Source organism: Kosakonia sacchari SP1, from assembly GCF_000300455.3.
Lineage (GTDB): Bacteria > Pseudomonadota > Gammaproteobacteria > Enterobacterales > Enterobacteriaceae > Kosakonia > Kosakonia sacchari.
On sequence record NZ_CP007215.2, the window covers coordinates 2,573,469 to 2,593,504 of the forward strand.

Below are 20,036 nucleotides of genomic sequence, written 5' to 3' on the forward strand. Positions count from 1 at the left end.
GGCGAATGTGTTGCGTCAGGCAGGAAGTCGAAAACGCGCAACCGCTTGCATCAATTGATGAGAATCGTTGTGCAATTTTTCCGACGCTTCGGTGGCCGTTGAGACCAGTTCCCCGGTGCGACGGGCAACATTGTTAAGCGAGTGCAGGCGGCGCGTCATTTTGTGAATGCTGTCGCCCTGGCTGAGCGTGGCGGCAGAAATTTCACTCAGGACACCGCTTAAATGCCCGACCAACCCGGTGACCTGTTGCAGGTTATCCTCAAGGCGACTTACCGCCTGGGTACCGTCGTTGATGCCCTGCAAGGAGTGGTTGATCAGTTGCTGAATGGTTTGCGTGGAGTGGCTGCTCTTGCGCGCCAGTAGCCCCACTTCTTTCGCCACCACCGCGAAACCGCGACCGTGATTGCCCGCATGCGCCGCTTCAATTGCCGCGTTCAGCGCCAGAATATTGGTCTGGAAAGCGACACCATCAATCATCGCCACAATGTTGCGCATCTCCGCCGAACGCTCGACAATCTCGCGCATCGATTGATTCACCGTATCCATCATTCGATCGCCACCGGCGGCCACTTCCCGCGCCTCATCGGCCTGTTTGCGCGCCTGCTCAGCAAAACCGGTATTGCCTTCAACATGGGATTCCAGCGTGGCGATATGCTCGGTCACATCCGTCAGTTCCTGCGCCTGTTTCGCCGACTGCTGATACAGCGACTGGTTGTCCTCAGCGAGGCGGCGAATGGTATCGACCATCGACGAGGTGGCGTCGCTGACTTGCATCACCAGTTGCTGCAACCCCTGCTGCATGGTGCCGATGCTGAGGCCGAGCTGGTCAACTTCACGGTTAAAACGTTTCACCGGCGGAAGCGGCGTACCCAGATCGCCTGCCGCCAGAATATTAATATGTGCTATCAGGCTGCGCAGCGGGGTAATTACCCAGCGCGACATGGCAAACCAGACCAGTACCGCAATCACCACCAGCAGCGCAGGCACCAGCACATACACATGCTGCAATTGCGCAAGGTTCGCCATCAACGCCTGGCGTCCCTGTTCGGCGTGCGCTTCGCTGGCCTGCTGGAAACGGGCATAGTTGTCATTGAAATCTGCCTGGAACGCCTGCGCCGGCACGGCGAAGAAGGCGTCAATCGACTGGGTTTTCACTAACCCATCGGCCTGCTCTTTTAGCGCACCGTAGAAAAGCTGATAGCTGTTGATCAGCGCCTCATCTTTAGGCGGATTGAGCGCCAGCCACGCTTGCCAGGCTTTTTGCGAGGTTTCCAGCGCTTTATGGGTTTCATCCATCAGGCTGTGCCAGCTCCCTTCCGAGCCAGTCTCTTTATCTTGCATAAAATAGACGCCCGCCCGGTTGAGCAGATCGCTTGCCGTCAGGAGCGCAATGCGCGCTTCATCGACCCGTACCTGTTGCAGGTGCGCTTGCTGGTTGAGTTGTTCATTATGCTGGGCGTTACGTAGTGACGCGGAAAGGACAAACGAGGAGGCGATTTGCAGGGCCGAAAACAAGCCAATAATGCAGAAAATCCCGGCGAGCAAACCAAACTGTCGTGGAGAAACACGCCGCAAAATACGGCGGAAAATTTGCTTTAAGTTCATGATATTCTTCTATAACCACAAAGTTGCCGTGAGTCTACAAAAGGATCATGACAGGTCCATGACAGCCAGCAGTGACGCGCCCCGCCGGGGCGCGTTTCGCTTACAGACGATCTTTCCACACCGTCTGGATATTGCAAAACTCATGCAGGCCGAAGTGCGAAAGCTCGCGGCCAAAACCACTCTTTTTCACGCCGCCAAAGGCCACCCGGGCATCGCTGGCGCTGTAGCCGTTGATAAATACACCGCCGCACTCAAGCTGTTCGGCAAAACGTTGCGCCTGCGCAGGATCGGCGGTAAAGACGGTAGCAGACAAGCCGAAATCACTGTTGTTTGCCAACGCCAGCGCATGCTGTGCATCACGTGCGGTAGTGATAGCCGCGACCGGGCCAAACAGCTCCTGGCGAAACGCGGTCATCTCTGGTGTCACATCGCTTAGCACGGTGGCCGGGTAGTAATTCCCCTCGCCCGCCGTTTTCTCACCGCCGAGCAGCAACGTTGCGCCCTCGTTGATGCTGGCTTCGACCTGCGCATGCAACTCGTCGCGCAGATCAAAGCGCGCCATTGGCCCGAGATAATTCTCTTCAACGTCCGGTGAGCCCTGTTTTAACGCGGCGGCAGCGGCAACAAATTTCTCGGTAAAGGCCTGGGCAATGCCCTCTTCAACAATAAAACGCTTGGCGGCGGCACAGACCTGCCCGGTATTCTGGTAACGCCCTGCGACAGCGGCTTTTACCGCCAGATCAAGATCCGCATCGTTGAGCACAATAAAGGGATCGGAACCACCCAGCTCAAGGACGCATTTTTTCAGCGCCGCCCCGGCCTGCGCGCCAATAGCCGCTCCCGCACGCACGCTGCCGGTGACAGTAATGGCGGCAATGCGCGGATCGTTAATTGCCTGGCTCACGCCGTCATTGGTGGCATTCACCCAGCCAAAAACGCCTTGCGGGACGCCGGCCTCAGCGAAGATCTCGCCGATTAACGCCGCGCAACCCAGCACATTTGGCGCATGTTTGAGCAGGTAGCTGTTGCCCGCCAGCAGGATCGGCACCGCACCGCGCAGCACCTGCCAGAGCGGGAAGTTCCATGGCATCACCGCCAGAATCGGTCCCAGCGGGCGGTACTCAATGGTTGCCCGCTGCTGTTCGACCTGTGTCGGTTCGCTGCCAAGCATCGCCGGACCATGATCCGCGTACCAGTCACACAGCGCGGCAGATTTGTTCACTTCCGCGCGCGCCTGCAAAATTGGTTTGCCCATCTCCTGACGGATCATCTGCGCCATCTCTTCCCCGCGTTTGCGCAGCGCGTCGCCGAGGCGACGTAAGGTTTGCGCGCGTTCGCTGACCGGCAACAACCGCCACTGACGATAACCGCTGGCCGCCAGTTCAATTGCCGTATCAACCTCTTCGCGGCTGGCCCACGGCGTTGCGCGCAGGGTTTCACTGGTGGCTGGGTTGATGGAAAGGGCATGCGTAGTTGAGGAAATGGACATAAATACTCCGCTAAATGTGTTCAGGACTTGCGTAAGGATGGCGCAATTTGCTATTCCTGAAAACTGAATAATATTAACCACAGTGTTCACGAAGAGAGAATGGCATGGACTTAACCCAGCTTGAGATGTTTAACGCCGTTGCGCAGACCGGCAGCATTACCCAGGCGGCGCAGAAGGTGCACCGCGTGCCGTCAAACCTGACGACGCGCATTCGCCAGCTGGAGTCCGATCTCGGCGTGGATCTATTTATCCGCGAAAACCAGCGCCTGCGCCTCTCTCCCGCCGGGCACAGTTTTTTGCGCTACAGCCAGCAGATCCTCGCGCTGGTCGATGAAGCGCGGATGGTGGTCGCCGGTGACGAACCACAAGGACTGTTTTCGCTCGGTGCGCTGGAAAGCACCGCCGCGGTGCGCATTCCGGCGACGCTGGCGCAGTACAACCAGCGCTATCCGCGCATTCAGTTCGATCTCGCCACCGGCCCTTCCGGCACCATGATCGATGGTGTGCTTGAGGGGCGGCTCAGCGCGGCGTTTGTTGACGGCCCGATTATGCATCCCGGCCTGGAAGGCATTCCGGTTTACCGCGAAGAGATGATGATCGTCGCGCCTGTCGGTCATGAGGTGATTACCCATGCGGCTCAGGTAAACGGCGCCAGCATTTATGCGTTCCGCGCCAACTGCTCCTACCGCCGCCATTTTGAAAGCTGGTTTCACGCCGATCGCGCCACGCCCGGTAAAATTCATGAAATGGAGTCTTATCACGGCATGCTGGCGTGCGTCATTGCCGGGGCGGGTCTGGCGCTGATCCCGCGCAGTATGCTGGAAAGCATGCCCGGTCATCACCAGGTGGAAGCCTGGCCGCTGGCGGAGAACTGGCGCTGGCTCACCACCTGGCTGGTGTGGCGGCGCGGCGCGAAAACCCGCCATCTGGAGGCGTTTATTGCCCTGCTGAATGTGGCTCCTCAACCAGCGCCTTGTGCATAAAAATACTCAGCGGATCGGCGCTGTACGGTGCGAAAGCCTCACAAATTTGATACCCGCAGCGCTGATACAGTTTCACTGCGGCATGCTGTTCAATGCCGGTTTCCAGCCGTAGGATGTGACATGATTTCCCGGCGGCCGCTTGCTCCAGCGCCGCCAGCAATTTTTCCCCCAGTCGCTGGCCGCGATGGCGGGGATCGATAAACACCCGCTTCATCTCGCCGCTGCCGTCGTGGTTGAGCACTACCGCGCCGCAACCGACGGCCTCATCGTGATACACAATTTTGCGCAAAATCAGCGTTTCGGCGGGTAATGCCGCGAGATCAAGCAGATGGTTACTCTCTGCCGGGTAAAGTGCGCTCTGGTAGGCGTCCAGGGCAGCAATCAGCGCAATCAGATCCGGGTGCGTGGCGGTGGCATCAACAATGCGGTACATGGCGGGCTCCTTGTTATTAGCCTGTTAAAAATAAACAAGAATTTGCTACCACCGTCATATGAATAACCTATAGCTACGCCTGCTGAGATTGCGCTCCTGAGAACAGAGGTTGTACCTTACGCAACATACGATGCAGAAAATGGAATATTCATGAACACCAAAGCCCGGAAAGTGATGATTATCGGCACAGGCAATGTCGGCGCATCTGCTGCTTATGCCCTGCTGAACCAGAACATTTGTGAAGAGTTAATTCTGGTGGATTTAGACCAGCAACGTGTAGAAGGCCACGCCCAGGATCTGGCGGATGCCGCCGCGTATATGCCCGGTATGATGACCATTTCCACCCGCCCGGTTGAAGAGTGCGCTGATGTGGATATTGCGGTGATCACCGTTTCCGGCGGCGCGTTAAAACCGGGACAAACACGTCTTGATGAGCTGACCAACACCGCGCGGATCGTTAAAAATATTGTGCCGGCTATGATGGCAAACGGCTTTAATGGCATTTTCCTGGTGGCAACCAACCCGTGCGACATCATTACCTGGCAGGTGTGGAAACTTTCCGGGCTTCCGCGCAACCAGGTGATTGGCACCGGCGTCTGGCTGGATACCACCCGCTTACGGCGCGCGCTGGCCCAGGCGCTGGATATTGGCGCGCAAAGTATCGATGCCTTTATCCTTGGCGAGCATGGCGACACCCAGTTTCCGGTGTGGTCGCACTCGTCGGTTTACGGTTCGCCAATTGCCGATGTTTACCGGCGCAAAACCGGCCAGCGGCTGGATGTCGACGCGCTGGCTGACAAAGTGCGCCGCCACGGTTTTGAGATTTACGCCCGTAAAGGTTGTACGGAGTACGGCATTGCCGGCACCATCGCCGAGATCTGCCGCAATATCTTCACCGGCAGCCACCGCGCGCTGGCGATCTCCTGCATACTGGACGGCGAATATGGCGTCAGCGACGTGGCGATTGGCGTACCGGCCGTGCTGGCGCAAAACGGCGTTCAACAGATTATTGAACTGCAACTGGAAGGTGACGAAGTGGCAAAATTCAACCACTCCGCAGATGTTATTAAAGCGAATATTGCCCGCTTGCCCTAACTGACACCGTTAACCGGCAAAGGTTAACCGGCCTGGCAAAGTGGCAAGCTGCTGGCGGATCTCGGGGCTAAGCTGCGTATCGGTGATGATATCGGTCAGCGAATCGAGATTCGCCACGTTAAACAGCGACCACGCACCGTATTTACTGCTGTCTGCCAGCAACACCCGGCGTTTTGCATTGACGATCAAATCGTGTTTCAGCGCCGCTTTCTCCTCGGTCGGCGCGGTGATGCCGCGCTGCAAATCCCAGCCGTTACAGCTGACAAATGCCAGATCCGGCCAGATATTTTGCAGCAATTTACGCCCGTGCTCACCAATGCAGGACTGGCTGGAATCATCAATGCGCCCGCCGATGATCGTCACTTCTATCTGTTTGAATTCCGAAAGAAACAGCGCAATGTGCAGATCGCTGGTGATCACCCGCAGCGGCAAGTGCGTCAGCTGGCGCGCCAGCTCAATCATTGTCGTGCCGGCATCAAGCACAATGGCGTCGCCCGCTTTCACCAGCGCTGCCGCCGCACAGGCGATGGCATGTTTCTCCGCCAGGTTGCGCTGCATTTTCTCGCTGGTGGTGGGCTGCGAGGGGATAAACCGGTTCAGCGTGACGCCGCCGTGCGTACGGCTGATCACCCCTTCCTGATCGAGCTTAATCAGGTCGCGGCGAATGGTCGCCGGAGAAGCGTCCGTGGCGGCCACTAGTTGATCTACCGTCACCAGATTATGCCCTTTCAGGTAGTCCATAATCTGCTCTAACCGGTTATATCCCTTCATATTATTCCCGTGTAATTTGCATCGCTAACTGAATGGATACCGCCATGCTTTCCGCTTTCGCTTTTCCGCGCCAGGCAATATCAAATGCGGTGCCGTGATCCGCAGAGGTGCGAATAAACGGCAAACCCGCGGTGATATTAACGCCATCGTAAAAGCCCAGCAATTTTAACGGAATATGTCCCTGGTCGTGGTACATCGCCACCACTATGTCATACATCCCTTCATGGCACTGCATAAACACCGTATCAGGCGGGCACGGCCCACTAACGTTCAACCCTTCAGCTTTCATCGCTTGTACCGCCGGGCCGACAATCTTGATCTCTTCATCGCCAAACAGACCATTTTCCCCGGCGTGCGGGTTAACCCCCGCCACCGCAATACGCGGGTTGTCATAGCCAACGCGACGCAGGAACGTATCCGCAACGCGAATCACCGTTTTCACCCGATCCTGATTAAGGGTGTCGAGAAATTTTCGCAGCGCGATATGAGTGGTGATATGGATGACTTTCAGCTTATCGGTATACAGCACCATGGCGTAATCTTTGCTGTCGGTCAGGTGCGCCAGCAGTTCGGTATGCCCCGGATAATGGTGCCCGGCTAAATGCAGCGCCTCTTTATTCAACGGCGCGGTGGCGATGGCTTTCACTTCGCCTTTCATCGCCAGTTCGGTCGCGCGTTTCACACAGCGGTAGGCCAGATCCCCCGCCTGCGCCTGCACAACGCCCGGTTGCAACCCGGCGGGATCGGTCAGTGGTTCGTCAATGACGTTAATGATGCCGGGGGCAAAACGCGCGTCCGCCACCTGCTCAACCACTTTCAGTTCGGCATGCGGCGTGATATTGAGCGCCAGAATACGTTGCAAGGTTTGCGCACAGCCCACCACCACTACCGGCGCACCGGATAACTCTCCCTCGACCAGCGATTTAATAATAATTTCCGGGCCAATACCCGCCGGGTCGCCCATCGTTACAGCAATGATATTAGTCACTCGATTTCTCCTCGATAAAATGCAGAACCTTAAGCAAGGTAGTTTCGTCACCAAAGCCACCCGCTTTGGTCATCACCGGTCGTTGCCATTCGCAACCTGAAAAATAACCCCACGGTACGCACCCTGCGGCGCGTCCCTGGATACGAAAACTTGACGCCCCTAACGCCTTTGCGACCGCCACCGCCACATCCCCGCCGGAGAGATAAAGCGCTGCGGGCGTCACCTCACGCAAAACCTCACAGGTGAGTTGCGCCAGAAATGTGCAGATACGCTCTCCCAGTTCGCTGCGGCTTACGCCCAGCCGCGCACAAAGTGCGGTTATCTGATGGCGCGCCTGCTCATCCACGCAGGTGTGCACAATGCAGTGTTTCCCCTGTGCCAGCACGGCAACAATTGTCTGGCGATACGCAGGTTGTGCGGCGCTAAACACCGTGTCGACATCAATCAGCAGATGTTCCACGTTCGGTTGCTGCGCGACGCGCGCCACCTGCTGTTGAGCGATTTCACTCATTGAGCCTACCACCGCCAGCACCGCATGCGGCTTTTCGGCCGCCAGCCTGCGCGCCAGCGCGTCGCATAATCCGGCAGAGCCGACCAGCAGCGGCGTTGTGGCAGCGTTTGCCGCCTGAGCGATGATCGCATCAAGATCTTCATCACTCTGCGCATCGACCACCAGCAGTAACGGCTTATCTGGCGTGGCCTGTGCGAGTGCTTTTGCCAGTTGTGCAGGTTGCACATAGCGACACGCTGCATTGCTGTGGGCTGCCAGTAGTGCGCCAATATCGGCGCTGGTCACCGGCGTTTTCGGATCGCTGGCAAACTCGGTTTGCGTGAGCAGTTCGCCATTGACATAGCACTGACCATTACGGGTGATGCGCCCGGCTGCCGGAAACGCCGGGGCAATGATTACCGCCGCCGCGTTGCAGGCTTGCCTCATCGCCTCGACTTCCGCGCCGACATTGCCGCGCAACGTGGAGTCGATCTTTTTCACCAGCCAGTCGGGGTTGTAGCGTGCGGTTATTTCGTTGGTGAATGCCGTGACGCACGCCATTGCCTCGCTCACGCTCAGCGCCCGGCTGTCGCTGTTAAAAATGATCGCCTGCGCCGAACTTACAAATGGTGTCGTTAACGCGACATCCACCTGCATCCCGGTTTGCGCCAGGCTGACACCCGCATCATTCGCGCCGGTAAAATCATCGGCCAGCATCACCACCTGTTTGTCCACGCGTTGTTCGTTCATCCCTTCTCCGGGTCATTATGCACTGGATATGATTATATTCAATCATGATTGATTATATGTGAGCAAGATCAACTTATTCAGTTTGCGAATAAATTATAAATTTAGGCCATGTAGTGACGGTGATGAATAAAAGATGATTGAGTTCAATCACCATAACAGAGACAGGAGAAGGTTGTGGTAACGATTAACAGCACCCTGATAAGCGGCGCGGGGGCGATCCCGGCGATTGCGCCACTGCTTGCGGGTAAAGAGAAAGTGTTACTGGTCAGCGACGGCAACATTATCAAACTGGCTGCCACCCAGCAGATCCGTACATTGCTGGAGACAAACGGTCGCCGCGTGCAAGTCATTGATAATGTTCCGCCCGAACCCAGCCAGCATGATGTGGCGAATATCCTGCAGAACCTGCACGACACCGCCGTGGATCTGGTGGTGGGCATTGGCGGCGGCAGCGTGCTGGATGTCGCCAAACTGCTGTCGGTGTTATGCCACCCGGCATCACCGGGGCTGGACGCGCTGCTGACGGGAGAAAAACCGACTGACCGCGTTGCTTCGCTGCTGATCCCCGCCACCGCCGGTACCGGCTCGGAAGCCACACCCAACGCCATTCTCGCCATCCCAGAGCAGGACACCAAAATCGGCATTATTTCACCAGTGATGCTACCGGATTACGTGGCGTTGCTGCCGGAGCTGACCACCAGCATGCCCGCGCATATCGCTTCTTCTACCGGCATTGATGCCCTGTGCCATTTGATTGAGTGCTTCACCGCCACCATCGCCAACCCGGTGAGTGACAACGTGGCGCTGATCGGTTTAGGCAAATTGCTGCGCAATATCGAAACGGCGGTCAATGAACCGCACAACCTGACCGCCCGGCTTGAGATGCTGTGGGCCTCTTATTACGGCGGCGCGGCGATCACCCATGCCGGAACCCATCTGGTGCATGCGCTTTCGTATCCGCTCGGTGGCAAATACCACCTGCCGCACGGTGTGGCGAACGCCATTCTGCTCGCGCCATGCATGAAAGTGGTACGCCCGCACGCGGTAGAGAAATTTGCCCAGGTGTGGGATCTGGTACCTGACGCCGACACCACGCTCAGTGCGGAAGCAAAATCGCACGCGCTGGTGGCGTGGTTTGCCGCGCTGGTCAAACGCCTGAATCTGCCCGACAACCTCGAGGCGCTCGGCGTGCCGCGCGAGGATGTCCCGGCACTGAGCGACGCCGCGCTAAATGTGAAGCGCCTGATGAACAACGCCCCATGCACCGTCAGCCACCAGGACGTGCAGGCCATTTATCAGACGCTGTTTTAACCCCAATTCGAGGGAGTGAGTCATGAGTAAGCAGATTAATGGCGTGCTGACCGCCATCGTGACGCCTTTTGACGTTGACGGGGACGTTAACCCGCAGACGCTCAAACAGCAGATCAACCGCCAGTTGGCAGCCGGAAACGGCATTTTTTGCGGTGGCACCAACGGCGAATTCTTCGTGCTGAATGAGCAGGAAAAAGTGGCCGTCACCGCGACCTGCGTCGATGAAGTTGCCGGGCGTATGCCCGTGGTGGCGCATATCGGCGAAATCTCCACGCGCGACACCATTCGTCTGGGTAAGCAGATTGAAAAACTGGGTGTTGATGCGGTATCGGTTATCACGCCCTATTTTGTGCCGCTGAAACAAGATGAGTTGATTGCCCACTACACCGCCGTGGCGGATGCGTTAAGCGTTCCGGTCTTTCTCTACAACATCCCGGCGCGCACTGGTAACACCATTGAACCGCAAACCGCCCGCACGCTGGCGGCACACCCGAACATCATCGGCATCAAAGACAGCGCAGGCAGCTATGAAAGCCTGAGCGGTTTTTTGCAAGCGGTGAAGGATTGCGAAAATTTTGACGTACTGAACGGCCCGGATTCGCTAATCCATCAGGGATTTGTCGACGGCTGCTCAGCCTGTATTTCCGGTCTGGCAAACGTCGCGCCGCAGGCGATCAACGCTATCTGGTCGCGCTTCCAGGCCGGGGATATCGACGGTTCCCGTGCGGCACAGGAGAACGTTACCGGGCTGCGCACCGATCTCTACCGCGTCGCGTTCTCTCCGGCTGCGGTGAAAAAAGCATTACACATCATGGGATACGACGTTGGTGATAGCCGTTACGCTGTCACGTTTAGCGAACAACAACATCAACAGATCCGCCAGATAGTGACCCAGTACCTTCACTGATAGCGGGATTATTCGTCATAAGAAAACCGGGCGCCTGCGGCGCTCAGGATTCACTCGCCCTGAAGAGAGGCAAAGATGAACACCTTTACTGCTCAAGATACCCTGATAATCGTTGGCATTGTGGTGGCGTATATTCTGTTCACCACCTGGCTGACGTTTCGCTTACGAAGCAAGAACACCGGCGATTTTATGGAAGGCTCGCGCGCGATGCCCGCCTTTATCGTCGGGATTTTGTTGATGTCCGAATACATTGGCGCGAAATCCACCATTGGTACCGCACAGGCCGCTTTCGAAGACGGTTTTGCTGCGTCGTGGTCGGTTATCGGCGCGGCAATTGGTTTCCCGCTATTTGGCCTGCTGCTGGTCAAACGCATCTATAACACCGGGAAAATCACCATCTCTGGCGCGATCGCCGAAAAATATGGCAACAGCACCAAAAATATTATCTCAATTATCATGATTTACGCCCTGCTGCTGGTTAACGTTGGCAACTACGTGAGCGGCGCGGCGGCCATCTCGACGGTACTGAAAGTGAACCTGCCGGTGGCGGCGTTTATCACCGCAGTTGTCAGTACCTTCTATTTCGCCTTTGGCGGCATGAAAGGCGTGGCGTGGGTAACGCTGCTGCACAGCGCGCTAAAATATTTCGGCATTCTGGCGATCATGGGTTTTGCCCTGTCGAAAACCGGCGGTTTCACACCGATGATCGAAAATATGCCGAAATACTACTGGACCTGGGACGGCAACTTCGGTGCGAGCACCATTTTTGCCTGGCTGATTGGCACTATTGGTTCCATCTTCTGTACTCAGTTCGTGATTCAGGCGATTTGTTCGACCAAAGATGTGAAATCAGCGAAGCGTTCCACCTGGGTCGCCTTCTTCTTCTGTTTGCCGATTGCGCTGGCCATTGCGGTGATTGGCGTGGCGGCGAAATACCTGCACCCGGAGATCAACAGCCTGTACGCGATGCCAATTTTCTTACAGGACATGAACCCGTGGGTGGCCGGTTTAGTGACAACGTCACTCGTTGCGTCGATCTTTGTCAGCGTCAGTACCGTTGCGCTGGCCATCGCCTCGCTGGTGGTGAAAGATTTCTACGTGCCGTACCGTAAACCCACGCCGGAACAAGAGTTTAAAGCCACTCGCTGGTTGTCGCTGCTGATTGGTTTCCTGCCGCTGATTTTCGTGCTGCTGGTGCCGGAAGTGCTGAAACTCTCCTTCTTTACCCGTGCCATCCGCCTCTCTATCTCTGTAGTCGCGGTGATCGCCTTCTATGCCCCGTTCTTCAAAAGCGCGCGCGGTGCCAATGCCGGCTTGATTGCCGCCTGTGTGGTGACCTCAGTGTGGTATCTGCTCGGCGACCCGTTTGGTATTAACAACATGTACATCGCGCTGGTGACACCGGCCGTGGTGATGGTGCTGGACCGCTTAATCCCGAATAAAGCGGTACAAAAAGCGGTAAATAACGCGCCCACCCCTGTTCGCAACAATGGAGTTTGATATGTCCGTAACGGTAAATCGCGATGGTGTGTTACGCCCGCAAGCACAAGACGCTCAGGTTGTGACGGCAATGCTGCCGTCACCCTGCCCGCAAAACCACGCGGCCAATATTCTGCCGCTGCCGGATGGCACGCTGATGTGCGTCTGGTTTGGCGGTTCGCAGGAAGGCGTGGCGGATATTTCGGTATGGAGTTCGCGGCTGGCACCCGGTGCCTCCGTCTGGAGCGAGGCGGTAAAACTCTCGGACGATCCGACCCGTTCCGAGCAAAACCCGGTGCTGTTCCTCGCCCCGGACAACGTGCTGTGGCTGCTGTGGACCGCGCAGATCTCCGGCAACCAGGACACGGCGATTGTGCGCTATCGCCAGTCGCATGATTTTGGTGCGAGCTGGGGTGACATTAAAACCTTGCTCGACAAACCTGGCACCTTTATCCGCCAGCCAATCACCGTGCTGGACAACGGCAACTGGCTGTTACCGGTGTTTTATTGCCGCACCCAACCGGGGGAAAAATGGGTCGGCAATGACGACATTAGCGCGGTCAAAATCTCATCCGATCAGGGCAAAAGCTGGCGCGATGTTGACGTACCGGAAAGTCTCGGCTGCGTGCATATGAACATCACCGCGCTGCCAGGCGGGCAACTGGTGGCACTGTTTCGCAGCCGCTGGGCGGACAACATTTACTACAGCCAGTCGACAGACGGTGGCGAAAGCTGGTCGGTACCGGAACCGACGACATTGCCAAACAACAACTCCTCGATTCAGGTAACAACGCTTGCCGACGGCGCGCTGGCGCTGGTGTTCAATCACATGAGCGCCGCCGGAGCCAGCGAACGCCGCGCTTCGCTGTACGATGAAATTGACGACGGTGACGGGCGTAAAGAGCCAACGGTGACCAGCGGGCGCAGCGCGTTCTGGGGCGCACCGCGCGCACCGATGACGGTGGCAATCTCGCCGGATGGCGGTAAAAGCTGGCCGTGGCAGCGCCACCTGGATGAGGGCGACGGCTACTGCATGACCAATAACTCGCAGGAAAAACTCAACCGCGAGTTCTCCTATCCGAGCATCAAACAGGGCGCGGACGGCAACCTGCATATCGCCTACACCTATTTTCGCCAGGCGATTAAATATGTGCGCATCGCACCGGACTGGGTAAAGGAGTAACCGATGATTGTGGGCAACCTTAACGCCCTGCCGCTGGCAGGGTTACCCTTTCCGCTTCGCGCGATCCTTGCCTTACCGCACTGTTCGCTGGCGGCGTTACAGGAACGGGACGACGGGCGCTGGCAGCCAGAAAACGCCGACTGGTTTTGCACCATAGGCCCGGCGTACACACAACCACAGGCGCAGCGTCACACGGAATATCACGCCCTGTGGGCCGATATTCAGGTGGTGCTGGCAGGTGAGGAGCAAATCAACGCCGGAACGCACTACGCCGCGCGGGAAGAGGATGAGCAGCGCAAACCGGATCTCTACATCACCACACACGCGCGCTTACCGGTTAGCGTGACGTTGCGCGCCGGGGATTTCGCCGTCTTTTTACCCGGCGAACCGCACCAGGCGCTGTGCGCTGTCGATGCGCCCATGACGGTGCGCAAAGCGGTATTCAAAGTGCCGCGCGCGCGGCTGGAGGTCTGAGATGGCACATGCCGTAGTGACCGGTGCCAGTTCGGGTATTGGTGAGGCCGTTGTCGATAAGCTGCTGGCACAAGGCTGGCAGGTTACCGGTTTATCCCGCTCGCCGGTGACGCGAGCTAACCCGGCGTTTCGCAGTGTGCAGGTTGATCTCAGCAACAGCGAGGCGTTGCGCCAGGTGATCGCCACTCTGCCGACGCCGCAGGCGCTGGTTCATGCAGCAGGCATGATGGCCGCCGCACCGCTTGGTGAACTCGATCCGATGACCAGCGAGCGTCTGTGGCGGCTGCATGTGCAGGCGGCAGAAACGCTGGTTAACCATTTTGTGTCCCAGATGTCGCAAGGTGGCCGAATTGTGGTGATTGGCAGCCGCACCTCGCGCGGCGCGGCGGGCCGCTCGCAGTATGTTGCCACCAAAGCGGCGCTGGTGGGGATGGTCAGAAGCTGGGCGGCGGAACTGGCACCGCGCGGCATCACCGCCAATGTTGTTGCACCGGGAGCAACACAGACGCCGATGCTCAGCTCGCCGGGGCGGGAAAGCTCGCCGCCGAATGTGCCACCGATTGGCCGCTTAATTACGCCGCAGGAAGTGGCCGCGCTGGTGAATTTTGTCTTATCACCAGATGCGGCCGCCATCACCGGGCAGGAACTGGTGATATGCGGCGGTGCGTCGCTGAAGTGATGTCTGCGCAGTGCAGGTAAAGACTCGCCCGACGATACTGCCGGGCGGCTTTTAGCGCAGGAACACTTTGCCCAACAGATAGAGCGTTGCCTGACCGCCAATCAGAACGCGATCGCCGCGCCATTCACAGCGTAAATCCCCGCCGCGCGCGGAAACCTGCCGCGCCTGCAGGCTGTTTTTACCCAGTTTTTCGCCCCAGTACGGAATCAACATGCTGTGCGCCGAACCGGTCACCGGATCTTCCGCCACCGATTCACCCGGGCAGAAGAAGCGGCTGACAAAATCGACGTTCTCACCGGGCGCGGTTACGCAGACCATCTTGCCAAGCGGTTTCATTGCCGCGATATCCGGCGTTAAGGCTTCTATCTGCGCCTGGTTTTCCAGCACCACCAGGTAATCCCGCGCCACACGCACTTCTTTTGCGCGTTCAATGCCGAGCGTTTTCAGCAGCAGCGCCGGAACCTGGCTTACCGTTTCCGTCGACCAGGCCGGGAAATCCAGCGTCAGCCAGTCGCCGTTGCGGCTCACTTTAAGTTCACCTACAAAGCGGGTGGTGAAGCGGATTTCGGTATCCGGGTAATCGAGATATTCAAAAATAACGTGCGCAGCGGCGAGCGTCGCATGGCCGCAAAGGTTGATCTCATCCTGGGTGGTGAACCAGCGCAGCTCAAAACCGCTGTCGTTACGCACGAAGAAGGCGGTTTCGGACTGGTTATGCTGCTGCGCCATGCGCAGCAGCACATCATCGGCTAACCATTCGGTCAGGGGGCAGACGGCGGCGGCATTACCGCCAAAAGTGCGGTCGCTGAAGGCGTCGACCATATAAAAATCGATGGTTTGCATAGCATTTCCTCTTTTTCGTCTTCTGTTTTTGAGCGCTATTCGGAAACGTTGCAACAGGTATTTTCCACACGAATAAAAAGTGAGATCTACATCACAAAATGTTTGTATTTTCGCCAGCAAAGGCAGTAAGATCGTGGCCTCTTCTTTTCGCCAACCAACCCCAAATACCCTTATGACTACCAATACCGTTTCACGAAAAGTCGCGTGGCTGCGGGTAGTGACGCTTGCTGTCGCCGCATTTATTTTCAACACCACCGAATTCGTGCCTGTGGGTTTGCTGTCGGATATCGCGCAGAGCTTCGACATGGAAACCGCGCAGGTGGGGATCATGTTGACCATCTATGCCTGGGTTGTGGCGTTAATGTCTCTGCCTTTTATGCTGCTGACCAGCCAGATTGAGCGCCGCAAATTGTTGATTGCGCTCTTTGTGCTGTTTATCGCCAGCCATGTGTTGTCGTTCCTCGCCTGGAGCTTCGAGGTGCTGGTCATAAGCCGCATTGGCATTGCTTTCGCCCATGCGATTTTCTGGTCGATTACCGCCTCGCTGGCCATTCGCTTGGCGCCTGCCGGGAAAGGTGCGCAGGCGTTGAGCCTGCTCGCCACCGGTACTGCACTGGCGATGGTGCTCGGGTTGCCGATTGGCCGTATCGTCGGGCAATATTTCGGCTGGCGTACCACCTTTTTCGCCATCGGTATGGGCGCCCTGGTGACGCTGGTGTGCCTGGTCAAACTGCTGCCCGCGCTGCCGAGCGAACATTCGGGTTCGCTGAAAAGCCTGCCGGTGCTGTTCCGTCGCCCGGCGCTGATGTGCATTTATTTGCTCACCGTCGTGGTGGTTACCGCGCATTACACGGCTTACAGCTACATTGAGCCGTTCGTGCAAAATGTGGCGGGCTTTAGCGCCAATTTCGCCACCCTGCTGCTGTTAGTGCTTGGCGGTGCCGGGATTATTGGTAGCGTGCTGTTCGGCAAGCTGGGGAACCAGCACGCCTCTGGCCTGCTGTGCAGCGCGATTGGTCTGCTGGCGATTTCACTGGTGATGATGCTGCCCGCATCCGGTAGCGAAATGCATCTGGCGGTGCTGAGCGTGGTATGGGGCATCGCGATTATGATTATCGGCCTGGGTATGCAGGTAAAAGTGCTGGCGCTGGCACCGGATGCTACCGATGTGGCGATGTCACTGTTTTCGGGCATTTTTAATATTGGTATCGGCGCGGGTGCGCTGGTTGGCAACCAGATAAGCCTGCACTGGTCGATGAACGTCATCGGTTACGCCGGGGCGATCCCGGCGATTGCTGCGCTGGTATGGGCGGTGATGATTTTCCGCCGCTGGCCGGTGAAACTGGAAGAGCAAACCCACGCCAGCCACGTGTAAACCGCGCCGGTTACTGCGCGGCAGCGACAACCTCATCCATCACCGTGGTTTGCCACTCAAACCACGGGTTCCAGGTCAGGCGGGCATGAATTTTGTTCGCCTCGACCAGCCCCCAGTCTGAATACCACACCTCTTCCCCCGCCAGACAGCGCTTTGCCGCCTCTTCTGACTGACCATTCGCACAAAGCAGCACGCTGCCTTTGCGTCCGTACAGCGGATTACGAGGCGAAAAGAGCACTGACATATGGGAAAACTGGCTGATGCGATCCTGCGGCAGATAATCCGTCTTCACCCCTAAGCGGGACATTTTTGCCGCTTCCGGCGGCGGTGTGCCATACCAAATCAGACGGCTGGCCGGGTTGGTGAAACTGCGATCGAATTGATCGAGGATCCAGCGCGTGTTGAGCACCGAATCGTGCCCGGTTAACACCAGCAGCGCCGGTTTGGTCCACGGTTTACGCGCAAGCAACCGCTGCGCGCTGGCACTGGTGCGCCAGAACTGGGCGAAACCGTTGGTCGGTACGCGCAAATAGCGGGTGGCGATTTGCTGCGGGAAAATAGCGCTCGGCGGGCGCAACCAGTCGCGAAACAGCGCCACTGTTGGCGCGAGAAAATCGTAACCTGTGCTGGATTTAAACGCCGGGGAAAACAGCAGCAGCCCGCGCACGTTGTCATGCGCCATTGCATATTCCAGCGCCAGATTTCCGCCGGTGGAAAAACCGCCGAGCCAAAGGGCATCGACCTCTTTGCCCAGAATATCGGCCTGCTCGCGCACCACTTGCCGCCACTGAGCAACATCGACATCCAGCAGATCCGCAGGTCGTGTACCGTGACCTGGTAACAGCACGGTGCGCACCAGAAAGCCCTGTTTCGCCAGTTCGGGGGCAATATCCACAAACGATCCTGGCCCGTCGCCCAGGCCGTGGATGAGCAAAATACCTTTGTGCGCGGGCTTCGCCGGACGCCACTCCTGTGGCGTATTGAGCCGTAGCTCGCTCGCTTTATCCAGCGTCTGAAACGCCCGGTGCGCGGCAACAAAATCACGCGTTTGCTGTTGATATGCCGGAAAGCTTTTTTGCGCCAGCGGCGGTTGCGCGCCGGGGCGCTGCTGACAGCCCGCTAGCGCAACCAAAGCCACGACCAGCCAGGAGAGAAATGTGCGCATCAGGCTCCGGCATGAAAAGTAGTGATGATTTCCAGCACGCCATTAATGATAAATTGCACGCCCATACAGACCAGCAGAAAGCCCATCAGCCGCGAGATGGCTTCTATACCGCCCTTGCCCACCAGCCGCATGATCGCCCCGGAACTGCGCAGGCTTACCCATAATATCAGCGCCACAATGGCAAAAATTAGCGTTGGCGCAACGGTGATGACCCACTCGGGAAACTCAGCGCCGTGGCGAATGGTCGAGGCGGAACTAATGATCATGGCGATGGTACCCGGCCCGGCGGTACTCGGCATGGCCAGCGGCACAAAGGCGATATTGGCACCGGGCTCCTCTTCCAGCTCTTCTGACTTGCTTTTCACTTCTGGTGCCTGATGCGGTTTTTGCGCCGGAAACAGCATACGAAAACCGATAAAGGCGACGATCAACCCACCGGCAATGCGCAACCCCGGAATGGAGATACCGAAGGTGTTCATCACCACCTGACCAGCGTAATACGCCACCATCATAATAATGAAGACGTAGATCGAGGCCATCCGCGCCTGCTGGTTACGCTGGGCGCTATTCATATTACCCGCCAGCCCTAAAAACAGCGCTACGGTAGTTAACGGGTTTGCCAGCGGTAGCAATACCACCAGCCCAAGGCCAATGGCTTTAAACAGTTCCAGCATCTGACGGTCACTCCTTGCAAGGTCAAAACCCCGCCAGTATAGCCATAACGCGGCGGTAATGGCATGCCCGGACACAAGACATGTCTTGATTAAATGATTACTTTCAGTACGTTACGGTTGGATTTTTTTCCTGACGTGAAACGTTTTAGCAAATAGTGGCATCGTGGATTCATTCGGTTGACTTATATTTGCCTGAGCAATAATATCTGCCGTGACTAATCTACTTGCCGGGGCAACCATTGTGAAAAGCACGAATGATCTATTTAACGACATCATTCCTCTTGGCCGCTTGATCCACATGGTTAACCAGAAAAAAGATCGTTTACTCAACGACTACCTGTCGCCGCTGGATATCACCGCCACTCAGTTTAAGGTGCTCTGCTCCATCCGCTGCGAAGTGTGTATCACCCCGGTAGAACTGAAAAAGGTGCTTTCCGTCGATCTCGGCGCCCTGACCCGCATGCTGGACAGACTGGTGTGTAAAGGCTGGATCGAACGTAATCCGAATCCGAATGACAAGCGCGGCGTGCTGGTGCGGTTAACCGACGAAGGCGCGGCGCTGTGTGAGCAATGTCATCAATTAGTAGGGCATAACCTGCACCAGGAATTAACAAAAAACTTAACGACAGAAGAAGTGGCAACCCTTGAGTATTTGCTCAAGAAAATTTTGCCGTAAAAAAACAAAGAGGTATGACGATGTCCAGACGCAATACTGACGCTATCACTATTCATAGCATTTTGGACTGGATCGAGGACAACCTGGAATCGCCGCTGTCGCTGGAAAAAGTGTCAGAGCGTTCGGGTTACTCCAAGTGGCACCTGCAACGGATGTTTAAAAAAGAGACTGGTCATTCGCTGGGCCAGTACATTCGCAGCCGCAAGCTGACGGAAATTGCGCAAAAGCTCAAGGGAAGTAATGAGCCGATCCTGTATCTGGCAGAGCGTTACGGGTTTGAATCGCAACAAACCTTGACGCGCACGTTTAAGAACTATTTCGACGTGCCGCCGCATAAATTCCGCGTCACGGATATCCCGGCAGAGTCCCGGTATCTGTTCCCGCTGAATCACGCTTGTTAATTTAATCGCCTGCAGTAAAAAGACGTATCGAGGAAAGTATGAAACGTATCGCCTGTGCCGCTGTCACCCTGATGGTGCTGTTATCCGGCCAGAGTTATGCGGAGCAAGTTAATCATCCCGCACAGCAGAACAACCGTGACGCGATGATTTTACCCACCGCCCAGCAAACATCGCCTTTTGATTTTAACCATATGGGCGTGGGTAGCGACAAATCCGACGCATTAGGTGTGCCGTATTACCATCAGCGCAGCTAAACGTCTTGCCC

General features: G+C 56.9%; 21 protein-coding genes. 12 read left to right on the forward strand and 9 right to left on the reverse strand.

Going from position 1 to position 20,036, the window contains the following annotated elements; all coding sequences use genetic code 11:
* Positions 1-15: 15 nt before the first annotated feature.
* Positions 16-1,605, reverse strand: coding sequence for a methyl-accepting chemotaxis protein (locus C813_RS35125; protein WP_017456716.1), 1,590 nt, complete (start codon positions 1,603-1,605; stop codon positions 16-18).
* Positions 1,606-1,705: 100 nt separating this feature from the next.
* Positions 1,706-3,094, reverse strand: a complete 1,389-nt coding sequence (gene sad, locus C813_RS35130; protein WP_017456715.1) for a succinate-semialdehyde dehydrogenase — start codon at positions 3,092-3,094, stop codon at positions 1,706-1,708.
* Between the two features lie 104 nt (positions 3,095-3,198).
* Here sad and ptrR point away from each other — a divergent pair, with 104 nt between their 5' ends.
* A complete protein-coding gene (gene ptrR / locus C813_RS35135) occupies positions 3,199-4,077 on the forward strand; it encodes a putrescine utilization regulator PtrR (RefSeq protein WP_017456714.1) in 879 nt (292 codons plus the stop codon).
* On the opposite strand, the gene C813_RS35140 is transcribed toward ptrR, so the two are convergent.
* Complete coding sequence (locus tag C813_RS35140) at positions 4,031-4,510, reverse strand: GNAT family N-acetyltransferase (protein WP_017456713.1); 480 nt, start codon at positions 4,508-4,510, stop codon at positions 4,031-4,033. The genes ptrR and C813_RS35140 overlap by 47 nt on opposite strands.
* Positions 4,511-4,660: 150 nt before the next feature.
* Here C813_RS35140 and C813_RS35145 point away from each other — a divergent pair, with 150 nt between their 5' ends.
* A complete protein-coding gene (locus C813_RS35145) occupies positions 4,661-5,605 on the forward strand; it encodes an L-lactate dehydrogenase (protein ID WP_017456712.1) in 945 nt (314 codons plus the stop codon).
* Positions 5,606-5,614: 9 nt separating this feature from the next.
* On the opposite strand, the gene C813_RS35150 is transcribed toward C813_RS35145, so the two are convergent.
* Genes C813_RS35150 through dtnK form a run of 3 tightly spaced genes read right to left on the reverse strand, consistent with a single transcriptional unit; the run spans position 5,615 to position 8,604 of the window.
* Positions 5,615-6,376: a DeoR/GlpR family DNA-binding transcription regulator gene (locus C813_RS35150; protein WP_017456711.1), complete on the reverse strand. Its 762-nt coding sequence runs from the start codon at positions 6,374-6,376 to the stop codon at positions 5,615-5,617.
* A gap of 1 nt (position 6,377) precedes the next feature.
* Positions 6,378-7,364: a D-threonate 4-phosphate dehydrogenase gene (locus tag C813_RS35155; protein ID WP_017456710.1), complete on the reverse strand. Its 987-nt coding sequence runs from the start codon at positions 7,362-7,364 to the stop codon at positions 6,378-6,380.
* Positions 7,357-8,604, reverse strand: coding sequence for a D-threonate kinase (gene dtnK / locus C813_RS35160; RefSeq protein ID WP_017456709.1), 1,248 nt, complete (start codon positions 8,602-8,604; stop codon positions 7,357-7,359). The genes C813_RS35155 and dtnK overlap by 8 nt, the downstream gene beginning before the upstream one ends.
* Before the next feature lie 174 nt (positions 8,605-8,778).
* Between dtnK and C813_RS35165 the strand changes: the two genes are divergently transcribed.
* The 6 genes from C813_RS35165 to C813_RS35190 all read left to right on the forward strand — a co-directional run bounded on the left by C813_RS35165 (position 8,779) and on the right by C813_RS35190 (position 14,637).
* Positions 8,779-9,915 (forward strand): iron-containing alcohol dehydrogenase, encoded by a 1,137-nt coding sequence (locus tag C813_RS35165; RefSeq protein WP_017456708.1) that lies wholly within the window; start codon positions 8,779-8,781, stop codon positions 9,913-9,915.
* Between the two features lie 22 nt (positions 9,916-9,937).
* A complete protein-coding gene (locus C813_RS35170) occupies positions 9,938-10,822 on the forward strand; it encodes a dihydrodipicolinate synthase family protein (RefSeq protein WP_017456707.1) in 885 nt (294 codons plus the stop codon).
* A 75-nt stretch (positions 10,823-10,897) separates the two neighbouring features.
* Positions 10,898-12,322 carry a sodium:solute symporter family protein gene (locus C813_RS35175; protein WP_017456706.1) on the forward strand — a complete coding sequence of 475 codons (1,425 nt, stop codon included), beginning with the start codon at positions 10,898-10,900 and terminating at the stop codon, positions 12,320-12,322.
* A 1-nt stretch (position 12,323) separates the two neighbouring features.
* Positions 12,324-13,484, forward strand: coding sequence for a sialidase family protein (locus tag C813_RS35180; RefSeq protein ID WP_017456705.1), 1,161 nt, complete (start codon positions 12,324-12,326; stop codon positions 13,482-13,484).
* Between the two features lie 3 nt (positions 13,485-13,487).
* Positions 13,488-13,958 carry a YhcH/YjgK/YiaL family protein gene (locus C813_RS35185; protein ID WP_017456704.1) on the forward strand — a complete coding sequence of 157 codons (471 nt, stop codon included), beginning with the start codon at positions 13,488-13,490 and terminating at the stop codon, positions 13,956-13,958.
* 1 nt (position 13,959) lies between these two features.
* The gene (locus C813_RS35190; protein WP_017456703.1) at positions 13,960-14,637 is read left to right on the forward strand and encodes an SDR family NAD(P)-dependent oxidoreductase; all 678 of its coding nucleotides are present in this window, start codon (positions 13,960-13,962) and stop codon (positions 14,635-14,637) included.
* Positions 14,638-14,688: 51 nt separating this feature from the next.
* Here C813_RS35190 and C813_RS35195 read toward each other — a convergent pair whose 3' ends face one another.
* Positions 14,689-15,480, reverse strand: a complete 792-nt coding sequence (locus tag C813_RS35195; protein ID WP_017456702.1) for a PhzF family phenazine biosynthesis protein — start codon at positions 15,478-15,480, stop codon at positions 14,689-14,691.
* Positions 15,481-15,652: 172 nt separating this feature from the next.
* On the opposite strand from C813_RS35195, the gene C813_RS35200 reads away from it, so the two are divergent.
* Positions 15,653-16,855, forward strand: coding sequence for a sugar transporter (locus tag C813_RS35200; protein WP_025263625.1), 1,203 nt, complete (start codon positions 15,653-15,655; stop codon positions 16,853-16,855).
* Between the two features lie 10 nt (positions 16,856-16,865).
* On the opposite strand, the gene C813_RS35205 is transcribed toward C813_RS35200, so the two are convergent.
* Both C813_RS35205 and C813_RS35210 read right to left on the reverse strand, forming a co-directional pair.
* A complete protein-coding gene (locus tag C813_RS35205) occupies positions 16,866-18,020 on the reverse strand; it encodes an alpha/beta fold hydrolase (RefSeq protein WP_017456700.1) in 1,155 nt (384 codons plus the stop codon).
* On the reverse strand, positions 18,020-18,694 hold the full coding sequence (locus C813_RS35210; RefSeq protein ID WP_017456699.1) for a MarC family NAAT transporter: 675 nt from the start codon (positions 18,692-18,694) through the stop codon (positions 18,020-18,022). Before C813_RS35210 ends, C813_RS35205 begins: the two co-directional genes overlap by 1 nt.
* A gap of 241 nt (positions 18,695-18,935) precedes the next feature.
* Here C813_RS35210 and marR point away from each other — a divergent pair, with 241 nt between their 5' ends.
* Genes marR through marB form a run of 3 tightly spaced genes read left to right on the forward strand, consistent with a single transcriptional unit; the run spans position 18,936 to position 20,025 of the window.
* Complete coding sequence (gene marR, locus C813_RS35215; protein ID WP_017456698.1) at positions 18,936-19,370, forward strand: multiple antibiotic resistance transcriptional regulator MarR; 435 nt, start codon at positions 18,936-18,938, stop codon at positions 19,368-19,370.
* A 20-nt stretch (positions 19,371-19,390) separates the two neighbouring features.
* Positions 19,391-19,771, forward strand: coding sequence for an MDR efflux pump AcrAB transcriptional activator MarA (gene marA, locus C813_RS35220; RefSeq protein WP_016496173.1), 381 nt, complete (start codon positions 19,391-19,393; stop codon positions 19,769-19,771).
* A gap of 38 nt (positions 19,772-19,809) precedes the next feature.
* Entirely contained in the window at positions 19,810-20,025 is a 216-nt protein-coding gene (gene marB, locus C813_RS35225) for a multiple antibiotic resistance protein MarB (protein ID WP_016496174.1), read from the forward strand.
* Positions 20,026-20,036 lie beyond the last annotated feature (11 nt).